Here is an 18,859-nt window from a genome sequence, read left to right on the forward strand (position 1 = left end):
AGGCGGATCTGACCTGTCATCAGAACGAGAAAATGATGTTTAAACCAGAACTCCTTTCGCCGGCGGGAACGCTGAAAAATATGCGTTACGCTTTCGCTTACGGTGCCGATGCCGTCTATGCGGGCCAACCGCGCTACTCTTTACGCGTGCGTAATAACGAATTCAATCACGAAAATTTGCAGCTTGGCATCAACGAAGCCCACGCGCTCGGAAAAAAATTCTACGTGGTGGTGAACATCGCCCCGCATAATGCCAAGCTCAAAACCTTTATCCGTGACCTGAAACCCGTCGTCGAGATGGGCCCGGATGCGCTGATCATGTCCGATCCAGGGTTGATTATGCTGGTACGCGAGCACTTCCCGGCAATGCCGATTCACCTGTCGGTACAGGCTAATGCCGTAAACTGGGCGACGGTAAAATTCTGGCAGCAGATGGGGCTGACCCGTGTGATTCTCTCCCGCGAGCTGTCGCTGGAAGAGATTGAGGAAATTCGCCAGCAGGTGCCGGATATGGAAATAGAAATTTTCGTCCACGGCGCGCTATGCATGGCCTATTCCGGCCGCTGCCTGCTTTCCGGCTACATCAATAAACGCGATCCGAATCAGGGCACCTGCACCAATGCCTGCCGTTGGGAATATAACGTGCAGGAAGGAAAAGAAGACGTTGTCGGCAACATCGTGCATAAGCACGAACCGATTCCGGTACAGAACGTTGAGCCGACGCTCGGTATCGGCGCGCCGACGGATAAAGTGTTTATGATAGAAGAGGCCCAAAGACCGGGCGAATACATGACCGCGTTCGAAGACGAGCATGGCACCTATATCATGAACTCAAAAGATTTGCGCGCTATCGCCCACGTGGAGCGCCTGACGAAAATGGGCGTCCACTCGCTGAAAATCGAAGGCCGCACCAAATCCTTTTATTACTGCGCCCGTACCGCGCAGGTCTACCGTAAGGCCATCGACGACGCCGCCGCGGGTAAACCCTTCGACCCTACGCTGCTGGAAACGTTGGAAGGTCTGGCTCATCGCGGCTATACCGAAGGTTTCCTGCGTCGCCATACGCACGACGATTACCAGAATTACGAGTACGGGTACTCCGTTTCCGAACGCCAGCAATTTGTCGGCGAGTTCACCGGCGAGCGTAAAGGCCAACTGGCGGCCGTGGCGGTGAAAAATAAATTCTCCGTTGGCGATAGTCTGGAGCTGATGACACCGCAGGGAAATATCAATTTCACCCTGGAACAGATGGAGAACGCCAAAGGCGACGCTATGCCGGTGGCGCCTGGCGATGGCTATACCGTCTGGATGCCCGTCCCGCAGGACGTTACGCTGGATTACGCACTATTGATGCGTAATTTCTCAGGCGAATCAACGCGTAACCCCCATGCCAAGTAGTTAATTGCGGTTATTTTTTCATGGCGGGAAGATTCTTAGAAATTGATCACATACCGCTTCGCTCAATGCGGGTATTATTCAACGCGCTGAAAAACATAACCCATAAATGCTAGCTGTACCAGGAACCACCTCCTTGGCCTGCGTAATCTCCCTTACGCAGGCTTATTTTTTGCATATAATCAATAAAAAAGTGGTACTTCCCGCCATATCCAAAAATTGACCACACTAACCAAAGCGCAAATGGGCGCTTTGGTTTAGAGACCTCCCCTATCCATTGCCAGCCAGCAAGTCACAATCCTCCCCGCATCCGGTCAGACTCAGGGCTTGGCATTCTGACGTTTACGTTTAAAATCAGTGAATTAAATCAAGAACTACTTTGTGCGAACTTATACAAAAAGTTTCCAGGTTATTAAATTAAGGTTAAAAACCGATAATTTAAGCGTGTAAAGTTATGGCACGTTTTAATGCCGCTTTTACAAGGATTAAAATAATGTTTTCCCGGATTAGAGGTTTGATTTCATGTCAAAGTAATACTCAAACCATCGCACCTACGCTCAGTCCACCTTCATCAGGCCATGTAAGTTTTGCCGGGGTTGATTATCCTCTATTACCACCAGATCACCAAACACCCTTCCCACCGTCACGTATAATCGGTATCCAGAGTTATTCCTTTATCCTGTAAAATGTGATACAGATTCTCCATTGATCTAATAACTACCTCAATTTCACATTCAAGTTTCTCTACAGAACTTTCATTGAGTGAGAAGTTGAGAGCCAGTAATAATGATTGTGAGTTATTATCATAACACAAATGTGGTCCATTATTCTCTGCAAACCATAAATTAGCATTGAGAAATTCAAAAGCAAGATTATTATTATCCGGAGGTCTTCCGCAAAAACCGTATATCATTATATACTCGCTATTAGTGCTTGTTAGTAAGATACGGTAACGGTTATCTATAATAAATGAGCATAATCTGTTTTCGTCAAAGGCAATTGAATCGGAATTTAATTTTAGTGAAAACTGTCTTAATAAGCGATCGGCTCTTGAATACATAACACCCCATACTCTATTTAAAGAGTTTCTATATAAGTCATAAGCCTCTTGTCTGGACGCTTAACACCCCGTGTCATCGTCGGAATTCATCTTTTCCCTATGACTTGCTGTGTTTGCTCATTTATGGCCAGGCTGGCCGGGTTCTGATGCCATTTGCGCTAAGGTATAGTCCGGCGCATATTCCCATCATACCAATTCCCCCCATGCCAAGCGATGCGCCTAAAACCGTCAGAGCGGTAGTATATGCAGCACCACTACTGACACTGGCGACAGCCCCTGAGCATACCCCACTGAAAACACTTGTAAACAATGCCGAGGTTCCCAGACACATTAAACATCTGGGTTTATTGCCGTAAGCGTTAAACTCAACGATTTCAGCTACTGGTTTTTCGTCATTACCCCGTTCAGAAGGAGGGAGCAATGGCGTTTGCGCATTCACGCCTGAAGTGACATTCATATAAACCTCTTCATACACATGCCTGTTTATGTTTATGAGAAAAGCGGTACCTCAGGCACAACTATAAGACACCGCGCTAAGTCATCATCTAAATAGGTTTTATTTGATAACAAGAATAGTGTACTGCTAATAGTGCGTCTTGTTCCTGCCAAAGCAGTCTAAAGAACATTTCGATTTTATGCTATTAAAAAGTATGTTTGGTAATAAATATCAGGTTTTTATCTGATATTATGGTGTTTGAAATTAATACTGATAACTGACGTATGTTCGTCTTGTTAATCCTCCGTTTCGTTATTAAAGGCGCTATATCGGAAAGCGTCTGACTCCCCCTTGTGGTTTCCCTGCACTCTCACAAGCGCTACTCAATGCGCATACCGGCATCTCTCTTGTCGCCATTTGTCTTAAACCATGCTTCGCTTACCGCTGCGTACAGCAGGAAGAAAAACGGTAAAGCAATAAGTGCGCAACATTTCAATTTTCATCCTGTTCTGACCTCGCTTTTTCATTTCTGCTATACACTTTCTGGAGATTGTTGTTCAACCTATTAAGGCATAACGGATGGCTAACTTTCCCGCCAGCTTACTGATACTCAATGGCAAAAGCGCTGATAACCAGCCGCTACGTGAGGCCATTACTCTCCTTCGCGACGAAGGCATACAGATTCACGTTCGGGTAACCTGGGAAAAAGGCGACGCGCAGCGTTACGTTGATGAAGCCCGTAGACTGGGCGTTGAAACGGTGATTGCCGGCGGCGGAGACGGTACCATTAATGAAGTGTCGACCGCGCTCATCCAGATCCGCGACGGCGTAGCCCCTGCACTGGGCCTTTTGCCGCTCGGCACTGCCAACGATTTTGCCACCAGCGCCGGTATTCCTGAAGCGCTGGACAAAGCGCTGAAACTGGCGATTGCCGGAAACGCGATGGAAATTGATATGGCCAGGGTCAATGATAAAACCTGTTTTATCAATATGGCGACGGGCGGTTTTGGCACCCGCATTACCACTGAGACGCCGGAAAAACTCAAAGCCGCGTTGGGCGGCGTCTCCTATCTTATCCACGGTCTGATGAGAATGGATACGCTGACCCCTGACCGCTGCGAAATACGTGGCGAAAACTTTCACTGGCAGGGAGATGCGCTGGTGATCGGCATCGGCAACGGTCGTCAGGCCGGCGGCGGGCAGCAATTATGTCCCACCGCGCTGATTAACGACGGGCTGTTACAGCTACGGATTTTTACCGGCGAAGAGCTGCTGCCGGCGCTGTTTTCCACACTCACGCAGTCAGATGACAATCCGAATATTATTGACGGCGCCTCGGCGTGGTTTGATATTCATGCACCGCATGAAATCACGTTTAATCTGGATGGCGAACCACTCAGCGGACAAGAATTTCATATTGAGGTGCTACCTGGCGCATTACGCTGTCGGCTGCCGCCAGACTGCCCGTTGCTACGTTAATAACACCTGTCGCTGGCCGGATGCGCTCACATCCGGCTTTTCTTCGTTGAACTCAGGCGATGGTGACTTTGCTATCCAGATAGACATCCTGTACGGCGTTAATCAACTTCACGCCATCAGCCATCGATTTCTTAAAGGCTTTACGTCCCAGAATTAGCCCCATTCCACCGGCTCGTTTGTTGATCACCGCGGTACGAACCGCGTCGCCGAGATCAGTATCGCCGCCGTCCGCGCCGCCGGAGTTGATAAGCCCGGCGCGTCCCATATAGCAGTTCGCCAACTGGTAACGAACCAAATCAATCGGGTTATCGCTGGTCAGTTTGCTGTACACGCGATCGTCGGTATAGCCGAAGTTGACCGCTTTATAACCGCCATTATTCTCGGCCATTTTCTGTTTCACAATATCCGCACCAATCGTAGCGGCCAGATGGTTGGCTTGCCCCGTCAGGTCAGCGGATACATGGTAATCGACGCCGTCTTTTTTAAAGGAAGAATTACGCAGGTAAGCCCACAATACGGTCACCATACCCAGCTCATGCGCACGCTCAAAAGCGGCGGAGATCTCTTCAATCTGGCGACGAGACTGTTCCGAACCGAAATAGATCGTCGCGCCTACCGCCACGGCGCCCATATTAAACGCCTGCTCAACGCTGGCGTACAGGGTCTGATCGTACTCTGTCGGATAGCTCAATGTTTCGTTGTGATTCAGTTTGACCAAAAACGGAATACGGTGCGCATAACGCCGTGAAACCGAGGCCAGTACGCCGTAGGTAGAGGCCACGCAGTTACAGCCGGCCTCAATCGCCAATTCAACAATGTTTTTTGGATCAAAGTAGCGCGGGTTGGCCGCAAAAGAAGCGCCGGCGGAGTGCTCCACTCCCTGATCGACGGGCAGTATCGAAAGGTATCCTGTTCCCGCCAGGCGACCAGTATTATAGAGCGTCTGCATATTACGCAGAACGGCTGGTAGACGATTATTGTCAATCATCACCCGGTCAACGTAATCCTTGCCGGGTAGATAAAGCTGATCGGAAGGAATGGTCATACAACGATGCTGTAAAAGGCTGTCGGCGTCTTTGCCAAGCAACTGCGCAATATCAGTCATAGCTATGCTCCCGTAAGTTCCGATAAGGTATCGGAAGGTGAATAGTCCTGCCCCGCAGATTGCGGGTCGCAATAAGCCTGGTACTGACCGACCATTTTTGCCAACTTTAGCGCATTTTTTCGGCGCTATCTGCTGACTCGATTCACGTTCGAAAAAGTGTTAGATCGGTCAAAATTAATGCTTAATGGTATTTAAAAGGTATTATTAAATGGTATTGTCGTGGCGTACCTTACCTGTCATGAAGGATTCAAAAATGAAAACGACCTTTAAACTGTCGTTCATGATGTTCGTGGAGTGGTTTATCTGGGGCGCCTGGTTCGTCCCCCTGTGGCTATGGCTAAATAAAAGCGGGTTTTCCGCCGGTGAAATAGGCTGGTCTTATGCCTGTACCGCCATTGCGGCGATCCTGTCGCCGATTCTGGTCGGCTCCGTTACCGACCGTTTTTTCTCGGCGCAAAAAGTCCTGGCGGTACTGATGTTTGCAGGCGCCGTGCTGATGTATTTCGCGGCGCAGCAAACCACCTTTGCCGGATTCTTTCCGCTGCTTCTGGCCTATTCATTGACCTATATGCCGACCATCGCGCTGACAAACAGCATTGCCTTCGCTAACGTACCGGACGTTGAACGCGATTTTCCACGCATTCGCGTTATGGGAACCATTGGGTGGATTGCCTCCGGCCTCGCCTGTGGATTCCTGCCGCAAATGTTAGGCTATAACGATATTTCCCCCACCAACATTCCACTGCTCATAACCGCCGCAAGTTCAGCGTTGCTGGGCGTATTTGCGTTCTGTCTGCCAGACACGCCGCCAAAAAGCACCGGCAAGATGGATATTAAAGTGATGCTGGGGCTGGATGCGCTGGTCCTGCTGCGCGATAAAAACTTTCTCGTTTTCTTCTTCTGTTCCTTCCTGTTTGCGATGCCGCTGGCCTTCTACTACATCTTCGCTAACGGCTATCTGACGGAAGTGGGAATGAAGAACGCCACCGGCTGGATGACGCTCGGCCAGTTCTCTGAAATCTTCTTTATGCTGGCGCTGCCCTTTTTCACTAAGCGCTTTGGTATTAAAAAGGTATTATTGCTTGGTCTTATTACCGCCGCGATCCGCTACGGCTTTTTTGTCTATGGCGGCGCGGAGACGTACTTCACTTACGCCCTGCTGTTCCTCGGTATTTTGCTGCACGGCGTAAGTTACGATTTCTACTACGTCACCGCCTACATTTATGTCGATAAAAAAGCGCCGGTTCATATGCGTACCGCTGCGCAAGGGCTTATCACCCTCTGCTGTCAGGGATTCGGCAGCCTGCTGGGCTATCGCCTCGGCGGTGTGATGATGGAAAAAATGTTTGCTTATCCGCAACCGGTTAACGGGCTGACATTCAACTGGGCGGGCATGTGGACGTTTGGCGCAGTGATGATTGCCGTCATCGCGCTACTGTTTATGATTTTCTTTCGCGAATCGGACAAAGAGATCACTGCTATTGACGATCGCGATATTGCGTTGACACAAGGGGAAGTAAAATGAAAGCAGAACGTATTCTCGGTGCTCTTTACGGGCAAGCGTTAGGGGATGCGATGGGAATGCCCTCTGAGCTGTGGCCGAGAACGCGCGTCAAAGCGCATTTCGGCTGGATTGACCGCTTTCTGCCCGGCCCAAAAGAGAATAATGCCGCCTGCTATTTTAACCGCGCGGAGTTTACGGACGATACCGCAATGGCGCTCTGCCTGGCCGACGCGCTACTCGAATGCGAAGGCAGTATTGATCCCGAGATTATTGGACGTAACATCCTCGCCTGGGCGGAACGCTTTGATGCGTTCAATAAAAATGTACTCGGCCCGACGTCAAAAATTGCGCTGAATGCGATTCGCGACGGCAAACCCATCGCGGCGCTGGAAAATAACGGCGTGACTAACGGCGCGGCCATGCGCGTTTCGCCGTTGGGCTGCCTGTTGCCGCCAACTAACCTGACAGCCTTTATAGCAGAAGTAGCGTTAGCCTCCAGCCCGACGCATAAATCCGATCTGGCGGTGGCTGGCGCCGTGGTTGTCGCCTGGGCCGTCTCGCGAGCGGTTAACGGCGACACGTGGCAAAGTATTGCCGACTCGCTCCCCGCCGTCGCCCATCAGGCGCAGACAGCGCGTATTACCACGTTTAGCGCCTCGCTATCGTCACGTCTGGAACTGGCGCTAAACATTGTCCGCCGCGCCGACGGCGTCGAATCTGCCAGCGAACAGCTCTATCAGATCATCGGCGCGGGAACCAGCACCATTGAATCGGTTCCCTGCGCTATCGCCATGGTGGAACTGGCGAATACCGATCCTAACCGCTGTGCCGTGCTGTGCGCTAACCTCGGCGGCGATACCGACACTATCGGCGCGATGGCTACCGCCATTTGCGGCGCGTTGCACGGGGTAAGCGCCATTAACCCCCAGTTAAAGCAAACGCTGGACGAGGTTAATCAGCTGGATTTTGCGCGCTATGCCGTTGCGCTGGCGAGTTATCGTCAACGGCGGGAGGCACTATGAACGGCGCACGGTTGCTGACATTATTACCGACCCTGCATACCCGGCGTCCGCTCACCGTTATCGGCGCGGCAGTGATCGATATCATTGCCGACGCCTGGACGTTGCCGCGTCGCGGAGGCGATATTGAACTGCAACAACAGAGCGTCAATGTCGGCGGCTGTGCGCTGAATATTGCCGTGGCGTTGAAACGACTGGGGATTGACGCCAGCAATGCGCTGCCGCTGGGCCAGGGCGTGTGGGCGGAGAGGATTCGCCGCCGTCTGGCAAAAGAGGGATTATCCAGCGTGATTGACGCGGTTGAAGGGGATAACGGCTGGTGTCTGGCGTTAGTCGAACCGGATGGCGAACGCACGTTTATGTCTTTTAGCGGCGTGGAAAACCAGTGGAATGCGGACTGGCTGTCGCAGCTCAGGACACCGCGGGGCAGTCTTGTCTACCTGTCCGGCTATCAACTGGCCTCGTCCTGTGGCGAACCACTGATCCAGTGGCTGGAAACCGTCGACGATGTCACGCCTTTTATCGATTTTGGCCCACGAATCGGTGATATTACAGACGATACAATGGCGCGCATTATGGCCTGCCGGCCCATCGTCTCCCTCAACCGCCAGGAAGCCATCATCGCTGCGGAACGCACCGGGCTTGCGACCGATACGCGCACTTTCGGCGAAGCATGGGTAAAACGCTTTTCCGCGCCGCTGGTGGTGCGCCACGATAAAGACGGAGCGTGGTATTTTAGCGCGCAATCTTCCGGCGTTGTGCCAGCGTTTCCGACAACCGTGGTGGATACCATCGGCGCAGGCGACAGCCATGCTGGCGGCGTGCTGGCAGGACTGGCGTCAGGCTGGCCGCTCGCGGATGCCGTACTGCTGGGAAATGCGGTGGCAAGCTGGGTGGTCGGGCATCGCGGCGGCGACTGCGCGCCCACGCGCGAGGCGCTACTCCTCGCACACAAAAACGTATAGGTCGCTACGACAATAACTGATGCTGTATTCAATAGGCCGCTGCTGCTGATCGAGCGCCACCTGCTTAATCACCAGCACCGGCACTTTACCATCCATTTGAATATGCGACTGAAACTCATCATCCGGCATCCGGGCGCTGACGCGAGATCGGGTACGCTGAGGGTAAATGTGCTGGCGACGAAAATAGTCATACAGCGAAATGCCAATCGCGTCGACATCATGAATCAGATGCGCGGGCACCCAGGACTCTTCAATCGATACCGCGTCCTCATCAACATAACGAATGCGTTTGAGTAAAAAGACGTCGCTGCCTGCGGGGATCGCCAGGTGCTGCGCGACCTCATCCGGACAACTTACCACGCGTTTGTTAACCCATAGCGTATCCGGTTTTTTGCCGCGCAAGACAACCTGCTGAGAAAATCCCCGCGCCTCTTTCAGGGAATATTCAAAGATATTATTGATTTGCGTACCGTAGCCGCGGGCGCGCGTGACGACACCCTCTTCTTCCAGCGCCTGCATCGCTTTTCGTACCGTGATGCGCGAGACGCCAGTAAGCTGGCTGAGATCGCGTTCGCCAGGCAAAATATTACCGTGCTCAAGAATACCGCTGCGCACGGCATCCTTTACCGTCTGGGCGAATTTCATGTATAGCGGCGTATTATCCGCCGCTGAAATTCGTTCATTCAGTTGCGCGATGAGCCGGGTATGCGCTTGTTCCATTTATCTTTCCTGACGACGGGTCTGTAGGCAGTATACTACCACCACGCGTGGAAATGATGTACCGGACCAATGCCCTTCCCCACTTCCAGCGTGTCCGCCTGCGCCAGCGCCGCCGAAAGCCATGCCTTCGCCTCGTTTACCGTCTCTCCCCAACAGCGATGCCGGGGCCGTAACGCCGCCAGCGCCGCCGACAACGTACAGCCCGTCCCATGCGTATTTTTGGTGTTCACACGCGGCGCGCTAAAACGCTGCTCGCCCTCACGGGTAAAGAGCCAGTCCGGGCTTTGCGCATCCTCTAAATGCCCGCCTTTCATCAATACCGCTTCACACCCCATCGCCAGTAACGCCCGCCCCTGCGCCAGCATCTCCTGTTCCGTACGCGCATGGGGCGCATCCAGCAACGCTGCGGCTTCCGGCAAATTAGGCGTAATCAGCGATACCTGCGGCAACAGCCGGACGCGTAATGTTTCTATCGCAGAGGGCGAGAGCAACGGATCGCCGCTTTTCGCTAGCATCACCGTATCCAGCACCACATTACGTACATGATGGCGCTGTAGTCGTTCCGCCACGGCCTCGACAATATCGGTTTCCGCCAGCATCCCGATTTTCGTGGTATCAATGCGCACATCGCTGAGCACGGAATCAAGTTGAGCGGCGACAAAGTCCGGCTCTATCCGGTACACCGACTGTACGCCACAGGTATTTTGCGCCACCAGCGCGGTGATGACCGAACAGCCATATGCGCCCAGCGCGGAAAAGGTCTTGAGATCCGCCTGGATACCGGCCCCGCCGCTGGGATCGGTACCGGCAATCGTCAGCGCGTTAATTCTCTTCATTGGCCGCCTCTACATCCAGATGATAGAGCGCATCAAGAAAAGCCGGGATGAAGCTGCCCGGTCCTTCGCTACGCTCTGCCGCGGTCTGTCCAGCCAGTTTCATCCAGCAGCAGGCCGACGCGACATTGTCCAGCGCGGCGCCCGGTAACGCGCAACTGGCGGCGACGACCGCCGACAACGCGCAGCCGGTGCCTACAATGCGAGTCATTAACGGATCGCCGCCGGGAATGCTCAGCGTGCGCTGACCGTTAGTGACGTAATCTACCTCGCCGGTGACCACCACGATGCAGTCTATCTGACGCGCCAGCGCCTGCGCCGCAGGCAGTGCGGCCAACGCCGCCTCGGTGGTATCTACGCCGCGTCCGCCCAGCGCCATGCCGGATAACGCCAGGATTTCCGAGGCGTTGCCGCGTATTGCCGCCGGGCGCAGGGACAAGAGATCCAGGCAAAATCGCCGACGAAATTCCAGCGCGCCTACTGCGACAGGATCAAGCGTCCACGGCGTTTTGGCATCATAAGCGCTTTCTACCGCCGCACGCATCGCTTCAGCGCGTGAGGCGGTTAATGTTCCGACATTAACCAGCAAGGCGTTGGCGATGGCGGCAAACGGTCTGGCCTCGACAGGATCAATCACCATGGCGGGTGAAGCGCCCAGCGCCAGCAACGTATTGGCGGTAAACGTTTGTACGACGTCATTCGTCATACAGTGCGTAAGCGGGGAGAGCGCGCGAAAGTGTTTTAACGTATGCGCCGCAAGCGTGCGGCAGTGCAGGTCAGGCTGCATGGTTCAGCTCCTGCCCGCGTGAAGAAGGGACACGAGCAGTGTCAGACTTCCCTACGCTGGCATTATCCAGATCAGGTGGTACGGGTATTTCTCAGCCTTCACAAAGAAGGGCACCCCGAGTCGTCAAGCCCCACCGTGTTAAGCGGGGTTTCGCTATTAAGCATACTGTCTGCGCCAGACAATGTAAATTTACAGCCAACGGCGGACGATAATTTCAGCGTTATCAGATAGTTCTCAAAACCTATTCGGTTCTGGCAAACTTGCTGGCGGATATGTTGCTGCACGACGCTTTCGTTTACACTTTTTACGAAAAGGGGCGTGAGATAACAAAATAGCGCTTGTCAGATACGCCACCAGCAGAAATGATACACACGATGTTAACTGACCCGCATATGTGGAGGGTAAAAGTATGAAAAGTAAGTTGCTGCCTTGCGCGCTGTTGCTTGCAACCAGTTTTGCATGGGCCGCCCCCGCGACAACGGGCATTGATCAATATGAGTTAAAAAGTTTTATCGCCGACTTCACCCACTTCAAGCCCGGCGATACCGTTCCGCAGATGTACCGCACCGATGAGTATAATATTAAACAGTGGAAATTACGTAATCTGCCCGCGCCAGCTGCCGGTACTCACTGGACCTATATGGGCGGCGCGTATGTACTGATTAACGATACCGATGGAAAAATCATCAAAGCCTATGATGGCGAGATTTTTTATCATCGATAATGATATACGCACTCTTTGTATAAAGAGTGCGTACAGCATAAAATTAATTATAAGATACCACGATTAATGCTTTCGATTGTAATGGCCCCGCTTTAACTTTTGCAGGATCAAGAACATAATATGTGGCAAAGACAGGAATAGCTTCCACCGAATTCACTGCACTGCCTTTGGCATAGGTTTTGAAAATACTGTTTATCGCTGCTCCTTTGTTTATTTTAAGCAGGCTCCGATTTGAATCTCTTAAGATAAACCCAACGCCATTATCGTTATCCGGTTTCAGGACTGCTTCATTCTCATCCCAGACTAAATCACTACGTAGATTCACCGCTATTTGCCGTGATGTCAGCATCGCATTCCGTACCTGATTTTTGCAATCCAGAATAATATCACCCTGCTTAGAAAATTCACTAACCTCTCCTTTAGTGCGGAGTTTAGTTATAGGCACTGGGTCCAGCGTGATGGTGAGATTCTGGGGGGCGCAGGTAGTTTCTTTACGGTTGTAATTTATCGTTAAATTGGCTTTATAAACGCCTTTCCCATTCAGATCAGTGATAACGTTCGCAACACACTCTCTATTCCCCCAACAGCCAATATATTTTAAAATAAATACCACCCAATCGCTACCGCTCCATTGATTCTTTGCACCCGACATCACCGTTATATTATCTATCGTAACCGAGTATCCCCCCCTGGCAGACACAGTCACCGCCTCCAGTGAGTTTATTTCTGAAATCGTTATCTTATAGGGGGCTTCAATTACACCGTTTTGGTTACGCATATTTATCGCACTACTGCTTTGCCATTCAACTTTTAATTTTAACTTAACACTATCATTCGGCCCCATACCAATAATATGATCGGATGTCTCTAATTTAGTCACAACATCACTATTAGAACAATTGGCATCAGTGAAACCATTTGTAATAATGGCTGACTCCTCCCCCCCCAGCATTAAGCTATCGGATTGAATCGTATAATCCTTCGTGTTGGTTAAGGTCGCATTACACGCCGCGTAACCCAACTGCGTAAACTGCATCATTATTAATAAAAATAGTAGTCTTTTCATGGCGTCACCTAAAGATTACCGACAAATATAAACGTTATTTTCATCAATCTGTTTATCAAAAGTGATCTTACAGAAAAGACCCTGTTGTTTATCTGTTGCGACTTTTACCGAAACGGGAATCTTTTCAGTACGAATAAATACCCGGCTCCCCTGACCTACCAGTCCTACATTATTTCCCTCGTCATCTTCCACTTCATAACCAAACGTTAAAGGCTCGCCATCTGCGCGCCGCGCCAGGAAATAAAAAGGTTTACTGGTCTCTGTTTCAAAATCAACCACCACTACGGCTCCGCGATAAGGCACTGTAACTTTACGGTTTCCCAGCAGAGCGACATCACTTTCACTCTCGGAGACATCAAGAGAGATAAAATTTTGCCGGTATGGCGTCAATGCTTCAAATACGGCATAACCTTTTGCATTGGTACGTAAATAGGGACGCCCCTGCACCGCCGCGCCTTCCAGGTACGGCGCGTTAATAATCGCGATAGTATCATTAAGGCGAGAGGCTAAATGCACGCCATCGGCCCATGCAACCAGCCCTCCCTGAATATTTCCGCCCACCTGATGATATTGATTGGATTGGCTGTAACTGCCGCCGACCGTCGCCAGCGGGGCGTTCCAGGTTACTGATCCCCCGAATGTCGTTTGGTGTTCCTGTCGCTGCTGGCTGAGGTTAGTCGTATAATTAAACTGATCGCGATTACCGAACGTGCCGCTAAGGCTGGTGTTATTCGCCTCATAACCTTGATCGTCAAAGGTGGTGGAATTCGATAAATGGATATCACGATTCCCCCCATTCTCCTTTACTCCCCATGTTAAGGGAATCGATAAATAGATATTAAAGCGCTTATCTTCACGGTTATCGCTGTCATAAGTCTGGGTTGCCGATAGCGTAAAACTGAGCCGCTGCCAGGTATTACTGTAGCTTAACTGATAATCCTTGCCTGTACCGCTACGCCCCCAATAGTCGCGCCACAGGGCGCTGGCAGTAAAATATCCCCACCCATCGGGTAGCGTCTGATTAATATTGAGAGTGAAAGTATTTTTACGCCCAAAGTCATTCTCATAATAATCTGCAATATCATAAATATCGTCATCATCGCGACGATAGTTGTCCCGGTTATTAGCCCAGACATGATCGTTAAAAGTGCGATAATCACGTGATGAGTAGCGATATGCTGCCAGAGAAAAATGGGTGGCTGATTGCGGGAGATATTTATTCCAGGCAATCTGGTAGCTTTCCCCATCAAAAACATCGCCATTATCCTGCTTGCTATGAGACAACGTACCGTCGACAGATACCGCGCCAATCAGCGTGTTCCACCCGGTGCCAAGGGTAAATGAGCGATAATCGCTGGCTAACATCGTTCCGCCATACAACGTTAGCAGGTTATTGACCCCGTACTGATAGGTTCCCTGGAGAAAATCAGTTTGCTGAGAGGCTCCTTCAATTCTGCTTCGTCCGGCGGCGAAATCATATTTTGCTACGCCGGGCTGCACCATATTGGGAACGGAAGAATACGGAACAATAAACCGTGAAACAGTACCGTCAGCCTCTTTAACGCTCACGTCCAGATCGGCTCCCCCCCTGCCAGCTGAAGATCTTCAAATACAAAGGGGCCAGGCGGAACTTCTTTTTGATAAACAATGAAGCCATTCTGTTCAACCGTCACCAGGGCGTTACTTTGCGCCACGCCACGCACAACCGGAGCGAAATTTTGCTTAGAGTGCGGCAGCATTTGCATATCACGCCAGAAGCGCACCCCGCGAAAGCGCACCGTATCAAACATATCCCCGCTAGTGTACTGTTCCCCCAGACGCATTGTCCCCAGTACCGCCGGGAAATCACGTTCCAGATACAGAGTATTGCTCTGCCATTTGCCAGCTGAATTGTCACTTTTGGAAAAATTAGCGTTAGAATGTAATTGCCATCCAAGCAGATTCAATCCGCTGACAAAATTTGCGTAAGTATTTTTCTCACTACCGCCGCTTTTATAATGGCTGTAATATTCGCTGGCATAATACGATGTATAAAAAGCGTTAATTCCACGGTCCCATGTCTCTGGAGACGCATAGCCCGCTTCATATTCCAACACATAAGCCTGAGGGACGCTCAGATAAAGGTTAAAAGCGGCAGTGTCATAAGAAACACTACCTCCATGAACCACCGTTTTCAGCGCAATACATTCATTTTCTACTGTTGTACTCTGCGGGGTAAATTTAATTCCCAGGCTGGCGATCAGATCCGGAGAAATACAGGTACTATCGGGGTCATCCTGAATATTAACCTCATAAGTTCCACGCCATTCTTTATTGACATAAACGTCCATCTCATAAACGCCAGCCATGGGTTTGGTGCTATCAATCTGATAACGGGACACCTTTTCACCTTTCAACCCACCGAACATAAAGTTAGTATCGAATGTTTCTTCTTCAGCCCAGGCGGGTGAAGTAAGCAACGCTGCAAAAAGTGACAGCGTGATGGCGTTTAACTTTTCCATTATCTATCCTTAGGTTAATTCCCCGCTTTTAATTTTCTATTTTGATAGTCTCGTTTAAATAATTCCCAGAATCATCAATTAGCGTCACGGTATAACTATTTACAACTGCCGTTGTGGTGATACTCTGCGATGACCATGGAGCCAGCAATAAGGTTTCTTTATTTACTTTACTTTTTGCTTTAACTTCTGAAATAGTGATCCAGTTTGCGGAATTATTTTTCACGCTAATACTCCCTGGCGCACGAAGCAACTGCAAGCGGGAAAATGTTGCTTTATCGACTTTCTGTACCCCCGGTGGACGATAGATCAACTTTATCCGGTTTTGTAGCGCAAATTTAATGATGTTTTTATCTTTGTTCTCGTCTGAATTTGGTGGAATATCCAGTACATTGAGGTAGAAAAGACTTTCACGATCGCCAGGCAAGTTATTAGCGAGTTTTTTTATTTTTAATTGCTGACCTGAATTTGCCGCGACTCTAATTACAGGTGGGGTCATAATAAATGGAACCTGTAGTTTTTCTGGCGGCAGGCTGGTATCACCGTTATCAATCCACGCCTGGATGAGTGAGCTTCGTTTACCGTCATTCATTAATTGTACGGTAATATCTTTTTTCTGCGCCGGATAAATAATACGTGTACCATATATATAAATGCCGCTCCACGCAGGCATAGCGGCACAAGCCAGGCATAATGCAATCATCCGTTTCATGGCCGATAACCTTATAAAAGAGATACAAGCGGCTAAAAGCTTAGCCGCCAAAAAAAGATTGTTAATCAGTTAATACCGTCATTGTCAGTACAGATTCAACAGAACCTGGTGTTACAGTATTTTCAACGGCGGCATAGCGGGCAGAAAAGTTCAGGGTATATACACCATTTTCAAACTTACTTGAATTCAGAGTGTAATTCCCCGACTCATCAGGTTTCACCTGAATACCATCAAGATAAACAGCGAAGCCCGCGCCATTATTAGTAGCATTATTTTTGGTGATTTGCATATTATCCACAAATTGAGAACGGTTAAAACTAATTCGTGGATTAGCTGTATTCGAACATTTTACTTTTAAAATCGCTTCTGGACTAGTGTATCCTGTATATATATCGCCAGGGTTTAAGTCAGTCAATCTATCAACACCTACCTGGGATAATTCAATAGTCGCGCTATTTGCGCCTTCGAACGTACAGGATGTTCCTACCACTTCTCCGTTGATTTTTAATTCACCCATATCTTCATCAGCAGCAAAAGCCCCAGCGCTCATAAATACAGCAGACAATACAGAAGCAGCAATAAGTGAACGTTTCATAATCTCTTCCTTAATGAAGTAATTTCTATTTGTTAAGAGTTATTAACCCTTGCAAAGAAAATTCTCATAGACAGGAGGTTATCGCAATGTAAACACGATGTTTTGTTGATTTAAAACAATTTACAGATTGCAATATAATTGCAACAAATAATCATTGCTTATCATTATTTTGTAAACTTATTAATTTCCGAAATTTACTGCCCTTAAATATAAACACAACAAATAAAAAAAAGCCCATATCATTGATATCAATGATATGGGCCTGCGGAATTAATAAAAATTAGTCGTAATGATTAACAACAATCTGTCGGGTGCTATCACCAGGCACCGTGTATAGCTGCGTTGTCACACCTCTCATCGGCGTAGCGGCGGGTGTTTGCAGCGTTGAAACGTGGATAGTGTTGCCGCAACGCTGCTGCAACTGTGCGTTTACCACTTCTGTACTGCACGTTGGCGCGGTCACTTTTCCACTGATGGTTAATGTTGCGGTGTCGGAGGCAAAAACGGGTACGCTTATCCCATAAGCCGAAACTATAATTCCCATCAGCAAATATTTTTTCATAGTGAGCAATTGTTCCTCTGGTGAACGTCAAACAGTATGCAGGCCGTCCTGATGTGCAGTATGAACGTATCGATACCTTAAAACCAATTGAAAAAATAAATCAGTAGGATAGGTGTGATCAATTCAAATAATGTTTTTGCCGATTATTTCAGATAAACGCCTGTCTGTTTAAGCAGGAATTAACAATGCGGGGGCTATTATTTCATTAATACATTCACTGCATCAATATATATTAATACAGTGAATGCCATATTCTCTTTAGAATACGTCAGGAGGATTACACCGCGCGGAAGGCGATTTCTCCCGGAATCACTTCACCCTGCCAGTAAAGCTGTGCCGCAACGCGATCGGCCAGTTCGCGATAGATCGCGGTAAATTCGCTCTCCGGACGGCTAACCACCGTCGGCGTACCGCGATCGAGATCTTCGCGCAGACTAATATGCAGCGGCATCTGACCCAGAAGCTGAGTATGGTATTTTTCCGCCAGCTTCTGCGCGCCGCCCGTGCCGAAGATCGGTTCGTGATGGCCGCAATTGCTACAAATATGCATACTCATATTTTCCACAATGCCGAGCACCGGCACTTCCACCTTCTCGAACATCACGATACCTTTTTTGGCGTCGATTAGCGCGATATCCTGCGGCGTAGTCACCACCACCGCGCCGGTTACAGGAATGTTCTGCGCCAGCGTTAGCTGAATATCCCCGGTTCCCGGCGGCATATCCAGTACCAGATAATCCAGATCCGGCCACAGCGTCTCCTGCAACATCTGCATCAGCGCCTTACTGGCCATTGGGCCGCGCCATACCATCGCGTTATCGTCAGTCACCAGATAACCGATCGAGTTGGTCGCCAGGCCGTGAGACATAATCGGCGCCATATGCGTACCGTCTGGCGATGTCGGGCGCTGATCTTCTGCGCCAAGCATGGTTGGGATCGACGGGCCGTAAATATCGGCATCGAGAACCCCGACCTTTGCGCCTTCAGCCGCTAACGCCAGCGCCAGGTTTACCGCCGTGGACGATTTACCCACCCCGCCTTTACCGGAGCTCACGGCAATGATGTTTTTCACGCCATTAATGCCAGGCTGATTTTTGACGCGTTTCAGCGTCGCAATGTTGTACGACAGTTTCCAGTCGATCGCTTTTGCGCCTGTAATACGTAACAGATCGGCGCTGCATTGCTCTTTTAAGACCTCAAACGCGCTGTTCCAGACGAACGGCATGACCACCTCAACGTGCAGCGTATCATCCATCCAGGCGACGTGGTGCAACGCCTTAAGCGTGGTGAGGTTATGCTTCAGGGTTGGGTGCTGAAAATTCGCCAGCGTCCCGGCGACCATCGCTCGCAGGGTATCTGGTGATTTGGCCTGGGATTGTTCGTTCATCCCGACTCCTTTT

General features: G+C 50.0%; 17 protein-coding genes, 2 pseudogenes and 1 riboswitch. Of the genes and pseudogenes, 7 read left to right on the forward strand and 12 right to left on the reverse strand.

Annotated elements, in window-relative coordinates; all coding sequences use genetic code 11:
* Window positions 1-35: 35 nt before the first annotated feature.
* Both trhP and NA624_RS15190 read left to right on the forward strand, forming a co-directional pair.
* Window positions 36-1,397, forward strand: a complete 1,362-nt coding sequence (trhP, locus tag NA624_RS15185) for a prephenate-dependent tRNA uridine(34) hydroxylase TrhP (protein ID WP_001517981.1) — start codon at window positions 36-38, stop codon at window positions 1,395-1,397.
* Between the two features lie 451 nt (window positions 1,398-1,848).
* Window positions 1,849-2,028: pseudogene (locus NA624_RS15190) on the forward strand (non-LEE encoded effector protein NleB); the annotation flags it as partial.
* Window positions 2,029-2,037: 9 nt separating this feature from the next.
* Here the strand turns inward: NA624_RS15190 and NA624_RS15195 are convergent.
* Window positions 2,038-2,454 carry a CesT family type III secretion system chaperone gene (locus tag NA624_RS15195; RefSeq protein WP_001543023.1) on the reverse strand — a complete coding sequence of 139 codons (417 nt, stop codon included), beginning with the start codon at window positions 2,452-2,454 and terminating at the stop codon, window positions 2,038-2,040.
* Window positions 2,455-2,575: 121 nt separating this feature from the next.
* Window positions 2,576-2,911, reverse strand: a complete 336-nt coding sequence (gene steD, locus NA624_RS15200) for a type III secretion system effector SteD (RefSeq protein ID WP_001612048.1) — start codon at window positions 2,909-2,911, stop codon at window positions 2,576-2,578.
* 558 nt (window positions 2,912-3,469) lie between these two features.
* Here steD and yegS point away from each other — a divergent pair.
* Window positions 3,470-4,369, forward strand: coding sequence for a lipid kinase YegS (gene yegS / locus NA624_RS15205; protein ID WP_001273393.1), 900 nt, complete (start codon window positions 3,470-3,472; stop codon window positions 4,367-4,369).
* A gap of 52 nt (window positions 4,370-4,421) precedes the next feature.
* Here the strand turns inward: yegS and fbaB are convergent, their stop codons facing one another.
* Window positions 4,422-5,474, reverse strand: coding sequence for a class I fructose-bisphosphate aldolase (gene fbaB / locus NA624_RS15210; protein ID WP_000129586.1), 1,053 nt, complete (start codon window positions 5,472-5,474; stop codon window positions 4,422-4,424).
* 253 nt (window positions 5,475-5,727) lie between these two features.
* On the opposite strand from fbaB, the gene NA624_RS15215 reads away from it, so the two are divergent.
* Genes NA624_RS15215 through NA624_RS15225 form a run of 3 tightly spaced genes read left to right on the forward strand, consistent with a single transcriptional unit; the run spans window position 5,728 to window position 8,962 of the window.
* Window positions 5,728-6,999 (forward strand): nucleoside permease, encoded by a 1,272-nt coding sequence (locus tag NA624_RS15215; protein ID WP_000858692.1) that lies wholly within the window; start codon window positions 5,728-5,730, stop codon window positions 6,997-6,999.
* On the forward strand, window positions 6,996-8,000 hold the full coding sequence (locus NA624_RS15220; RefSeq protein WP_000642803.1) for an ADP-ribosylglycohydrolase family protein: 1,005 nt from the start codon (window positions 6,996-6,998) through the stop codon (window positions 7,998-8,000). Before NA624_RS15215 ends, NA624_RS15220 begins: the two co-directional genes overlap by 4 nt.
* Window positions 7,997-8,962, forward strand: coding sequence for a PfkB family carbohydrate kinase (locus tag NA624_RS15225; protein ID WP_001012661.1), 966 nt, complete (start codon window positions 7,997-7,999; stop codon window positions 8,960-8,962). The genes NA624_RS15220 and NA624_RS15225 overlap by 4 nt, the downstream gene beginning before the upstream one ends.
* Here the strand turns inward: NA624_RS15225 and NA624_RS15230 are convergent.
* Genes NA624_RS15230 through thiM form a run of 3 tightly spaced genes read right to left on the reverse strand, consistent with a single transcriptional unit; the run spans window position 8,936 to window position 11,302 of the window.
* Complete coding sequence (locus NA624_RS15230) at window positions 8,936-9,682, reverse strand: GntR family transcriptional regulator (RefSeq protein WP_000434062.1); 747 nt, start codon at window positions 9,680-9,682, stop codon at window positions 8,936-8,938. The two genes, NA624_RS15225 and NA624_RS15230, sit on opposite strands and share 27 nt — an antisense overlap.
* Before the next feature lie 35 nt (window positions 9,683-9,717).
* Window positions 9,718-10,518, reverse strand: a complete 801-nt coding sequence (gene thiD, locus NA624_RS15235) for a bifunctional hydroxymethylpyrimidine kinase/phosphomethylpyrimidine kinase (protein WP_000822248.1) — start codon at window positions 10,516-10,518, stop codon at window positions 9,718-9,720.
* A complete protein-coding gene (gene thiM, locus NA624_RS15240) occupies window positions 10,505-11,302 on the reverse strand; it encodes a hydroxyethylthiazole kinase (RefSeq protein WP_001182171.1) in 798 nt (265 codons plus the stop codon). The genes thiD and thiM overlap by 14 nt, the downstream gene beginning before the upstream one ends.
* A 31-nt stretch (window positions 11,303-11,333) precedes the next feature.
* A riboswitch (TPP riboswitch) is annotated at window positions 11,334-11,430 on the reverse strand.
* A 281-nt stretch (window positions 11,431-11,711) separates the two neighbouring features.
* On the opposite strand from thiM, the gene rcnB reads away from it, so the two are divergent.
* Window positions 11,712-12,026, forward strand: a complete 315-nt coding sequence (rcnB, locus tag NA624_RS15245; protein ID WP_000837532.1) for a Ni(II)/Co(II) efflux transporter accessory subunit RcnB — start codon at window positions 11,712-11,714, stop codon at window positions 12,024-12,026.
* A gap of 43 nt (window positions 12,027-12,069) precedes the next feature.
* On the opposite strand, the gene NA624_RS15250 is transcribed toward rcnB, so the two are convergent.
* The 6 genes and pseudogenes from NA624_RS15250 to apbC form a co-directional block, all read right to left on the reverse strand.
* On the reverse strand, window positions 12,070-13,092 hold the full coding sequence (locus tag NA624_RS15250; RefSeq protein ID WP_000825907.1) for a fimbrial protein: 1,023 nt from the start codon (window positions 13,090-13,092) through the stop codon (window positions 12,070-12,072).
* A 15-nt stretch (window positions 13,093-13,107) separates the two neighbouring features.
* Window positions 13,108-15,593, reverse strand: a pseudogene (locus tag NA624_RS15255) (fimbrial biogenesis outer membrane usher protein).
* Between the two features lie 28 nt (window positions 15,594-15,621).
* A complete protein-coding gene (locus NA624_RS15260) occupies window positions 15,622-16,302 on the reverse strand; it encodes a fimbrial assembly chaperone (protein ID WP_000827110.1) in 681 nt (226 codons plus the stop codon).
* Window positions 16,303-16,363: 61 nt separating this feature from the next.
* A complete protein-coding gene (yehD, locus tag NA624_RS15265) occupies window positions 16,364-16,897 on the reverse strand; it encodes a fimbrial protein YehD (protein ID WP_000830680.1) in 534 nt (177 codons plus the stop codon).
* Between the two features lie 280 nt (window positions 16,898-17,177).
* On the reverse strand, window positions 17,178-17,459 hold the full coding sequence (locus NA624_RS15270) for a YehE family protein (RefSeq protein ID WP_000760404.1): 282 nt from the start codon (window positions 17,457-17,459) through the stop codon (window positions 17,178-17,180).
* Window positions 17,460-17,736: 277 nt separating this feature from the next.
* Window positions 17,737-18,846, reverse strand: a complete 1,110-nt coding sequence (gene apbC, locus NA624_RS15275) for an iron-sulfur cluster carrier protein ApbC (RefSeq protein WP_001005427.1) — start codon at window positions 18,844-18,846, stop codon at window positions 17,737-17,739.
* Between the last annotated feature and the right edge of the window lie 13 nt (window positions 18,847-18,859).

The organism is Salmonella sp. NW38 (genome assembly GCF_051807745.1).
Lineage (GTDB): Bacteria > Pseudomonadota > Gammaproteobacteria > Enterobacterales > Enterobacteriaceae > Salmonella > Salmonella enterica.

Coding starts and splice junctions, on each gene's coding strand:
- yehD (WP_000830680.1), bottom strand. CDS start 16,897: ATGAAACGTTCACTTATTGCTGCTTCTGTATTGTCTGCTGTATTTATG.
- trhP (WP_001517981.1), top strand. CDS start 36: ATGTTTAAACCAGAACTCCTTTCGCCGGCGGGAACGCTGAAAAATATG.
- thiM (WP_001182171.1), bottom strand. CDS start 11,302: ATGCAGCCTGACCTGCACTGCCGCACGCTTGCGGCGCATACGTTAAAA.
- fbaB (WP_000129586.1), bottom strand. CDS start 5,474: ATGACTGATATTGCGCAGTTGCTTGGCAAAGACGCCGACAGCCTTTTA.
- NA624_RS15270 (WP_000760404.1), bottom strand. CDS start 17,459: ATGAAAAAATATTTGCTGATGGGAATTATAGTTTCGGCTTATGGGATA.
- rcnB (WP_000837532.1), top strand. CDS start 11,712: ATGAAAAGTAAGTTGCTGCCTTGCGCGCTGTTGCTTGCAACCAGTTTT.
- NA624_RS15250 (WP_000825907.1), bottom strand. CDS start 13,092: ATGAAAAGACTACTATTTTTATTAATAATGATGCAGTTTACGCAGTTG.
- NA624_RS15220 (WP_000642803.1), top strand. CDS start 6,996: ATGAAAGCAGAACGTATTCTCGGTGCTCTTTACGGGCAAGCGTTAGGG.
- NA624_RS15225 (WP_001012661.1), top strand. CDS start 7,997: ATGAACGGCGCACGGTTGCTGACATTATTACCGACCCTGCATACCCGG.
- NA624_RS15260 (WP_000827110.1), bottom strand. CDS start 16,302: ATGAAACGGATGATTGCATTATGCCTGGCTTGTGCCGCTATGCCTGCG.
- NA624_RS15195 (WP_001543023.1), bottom strand. CDS start 2,454: ATGTATTCAAGAGCCGATCGCTTATTAAGACAGTTTTCACTAAAATTA.
- thiD (WP_000822248.1), bottom strand. CDS start 10,518: ATGAAGAGAATTAACGCGCTGACGATTGCCGGTACCGATCCCAGCGGC.
- yegS (WP_001273393.1), top strand. CDS start 3,470: ATGGCTAACTTTCCCGCCAGCTTACTGATACTCAATGGCAAAAGCGCT.
- NA624_RS15230 (WP_000434062.1), bottom strand. CDS start 9,682: ATGGAACAAGCGCATACCCGGCTCATCGCGCAACTGAATGAACGAATT.
- steD (WP_001612048.1), bottom strand. CDS start 2,911: ATGAATGTCACTTCAGGCGTGAATGCGCAAACGCCATTGCTCCCTCCT.
- NA624_RS15215 (WP_000858692.1), top strand. CDS start 5,728: ATGAAAACGACCTTTAAACTGTCGTTCATGATGTTCGTGGAGTGGTTT.
- apbC (WP_001005427.1), bottom strand. CDS start 18,846: ATGAACGAACAATCCCAGGCCAAATCACCAGATACCCTGCGAGCGATG.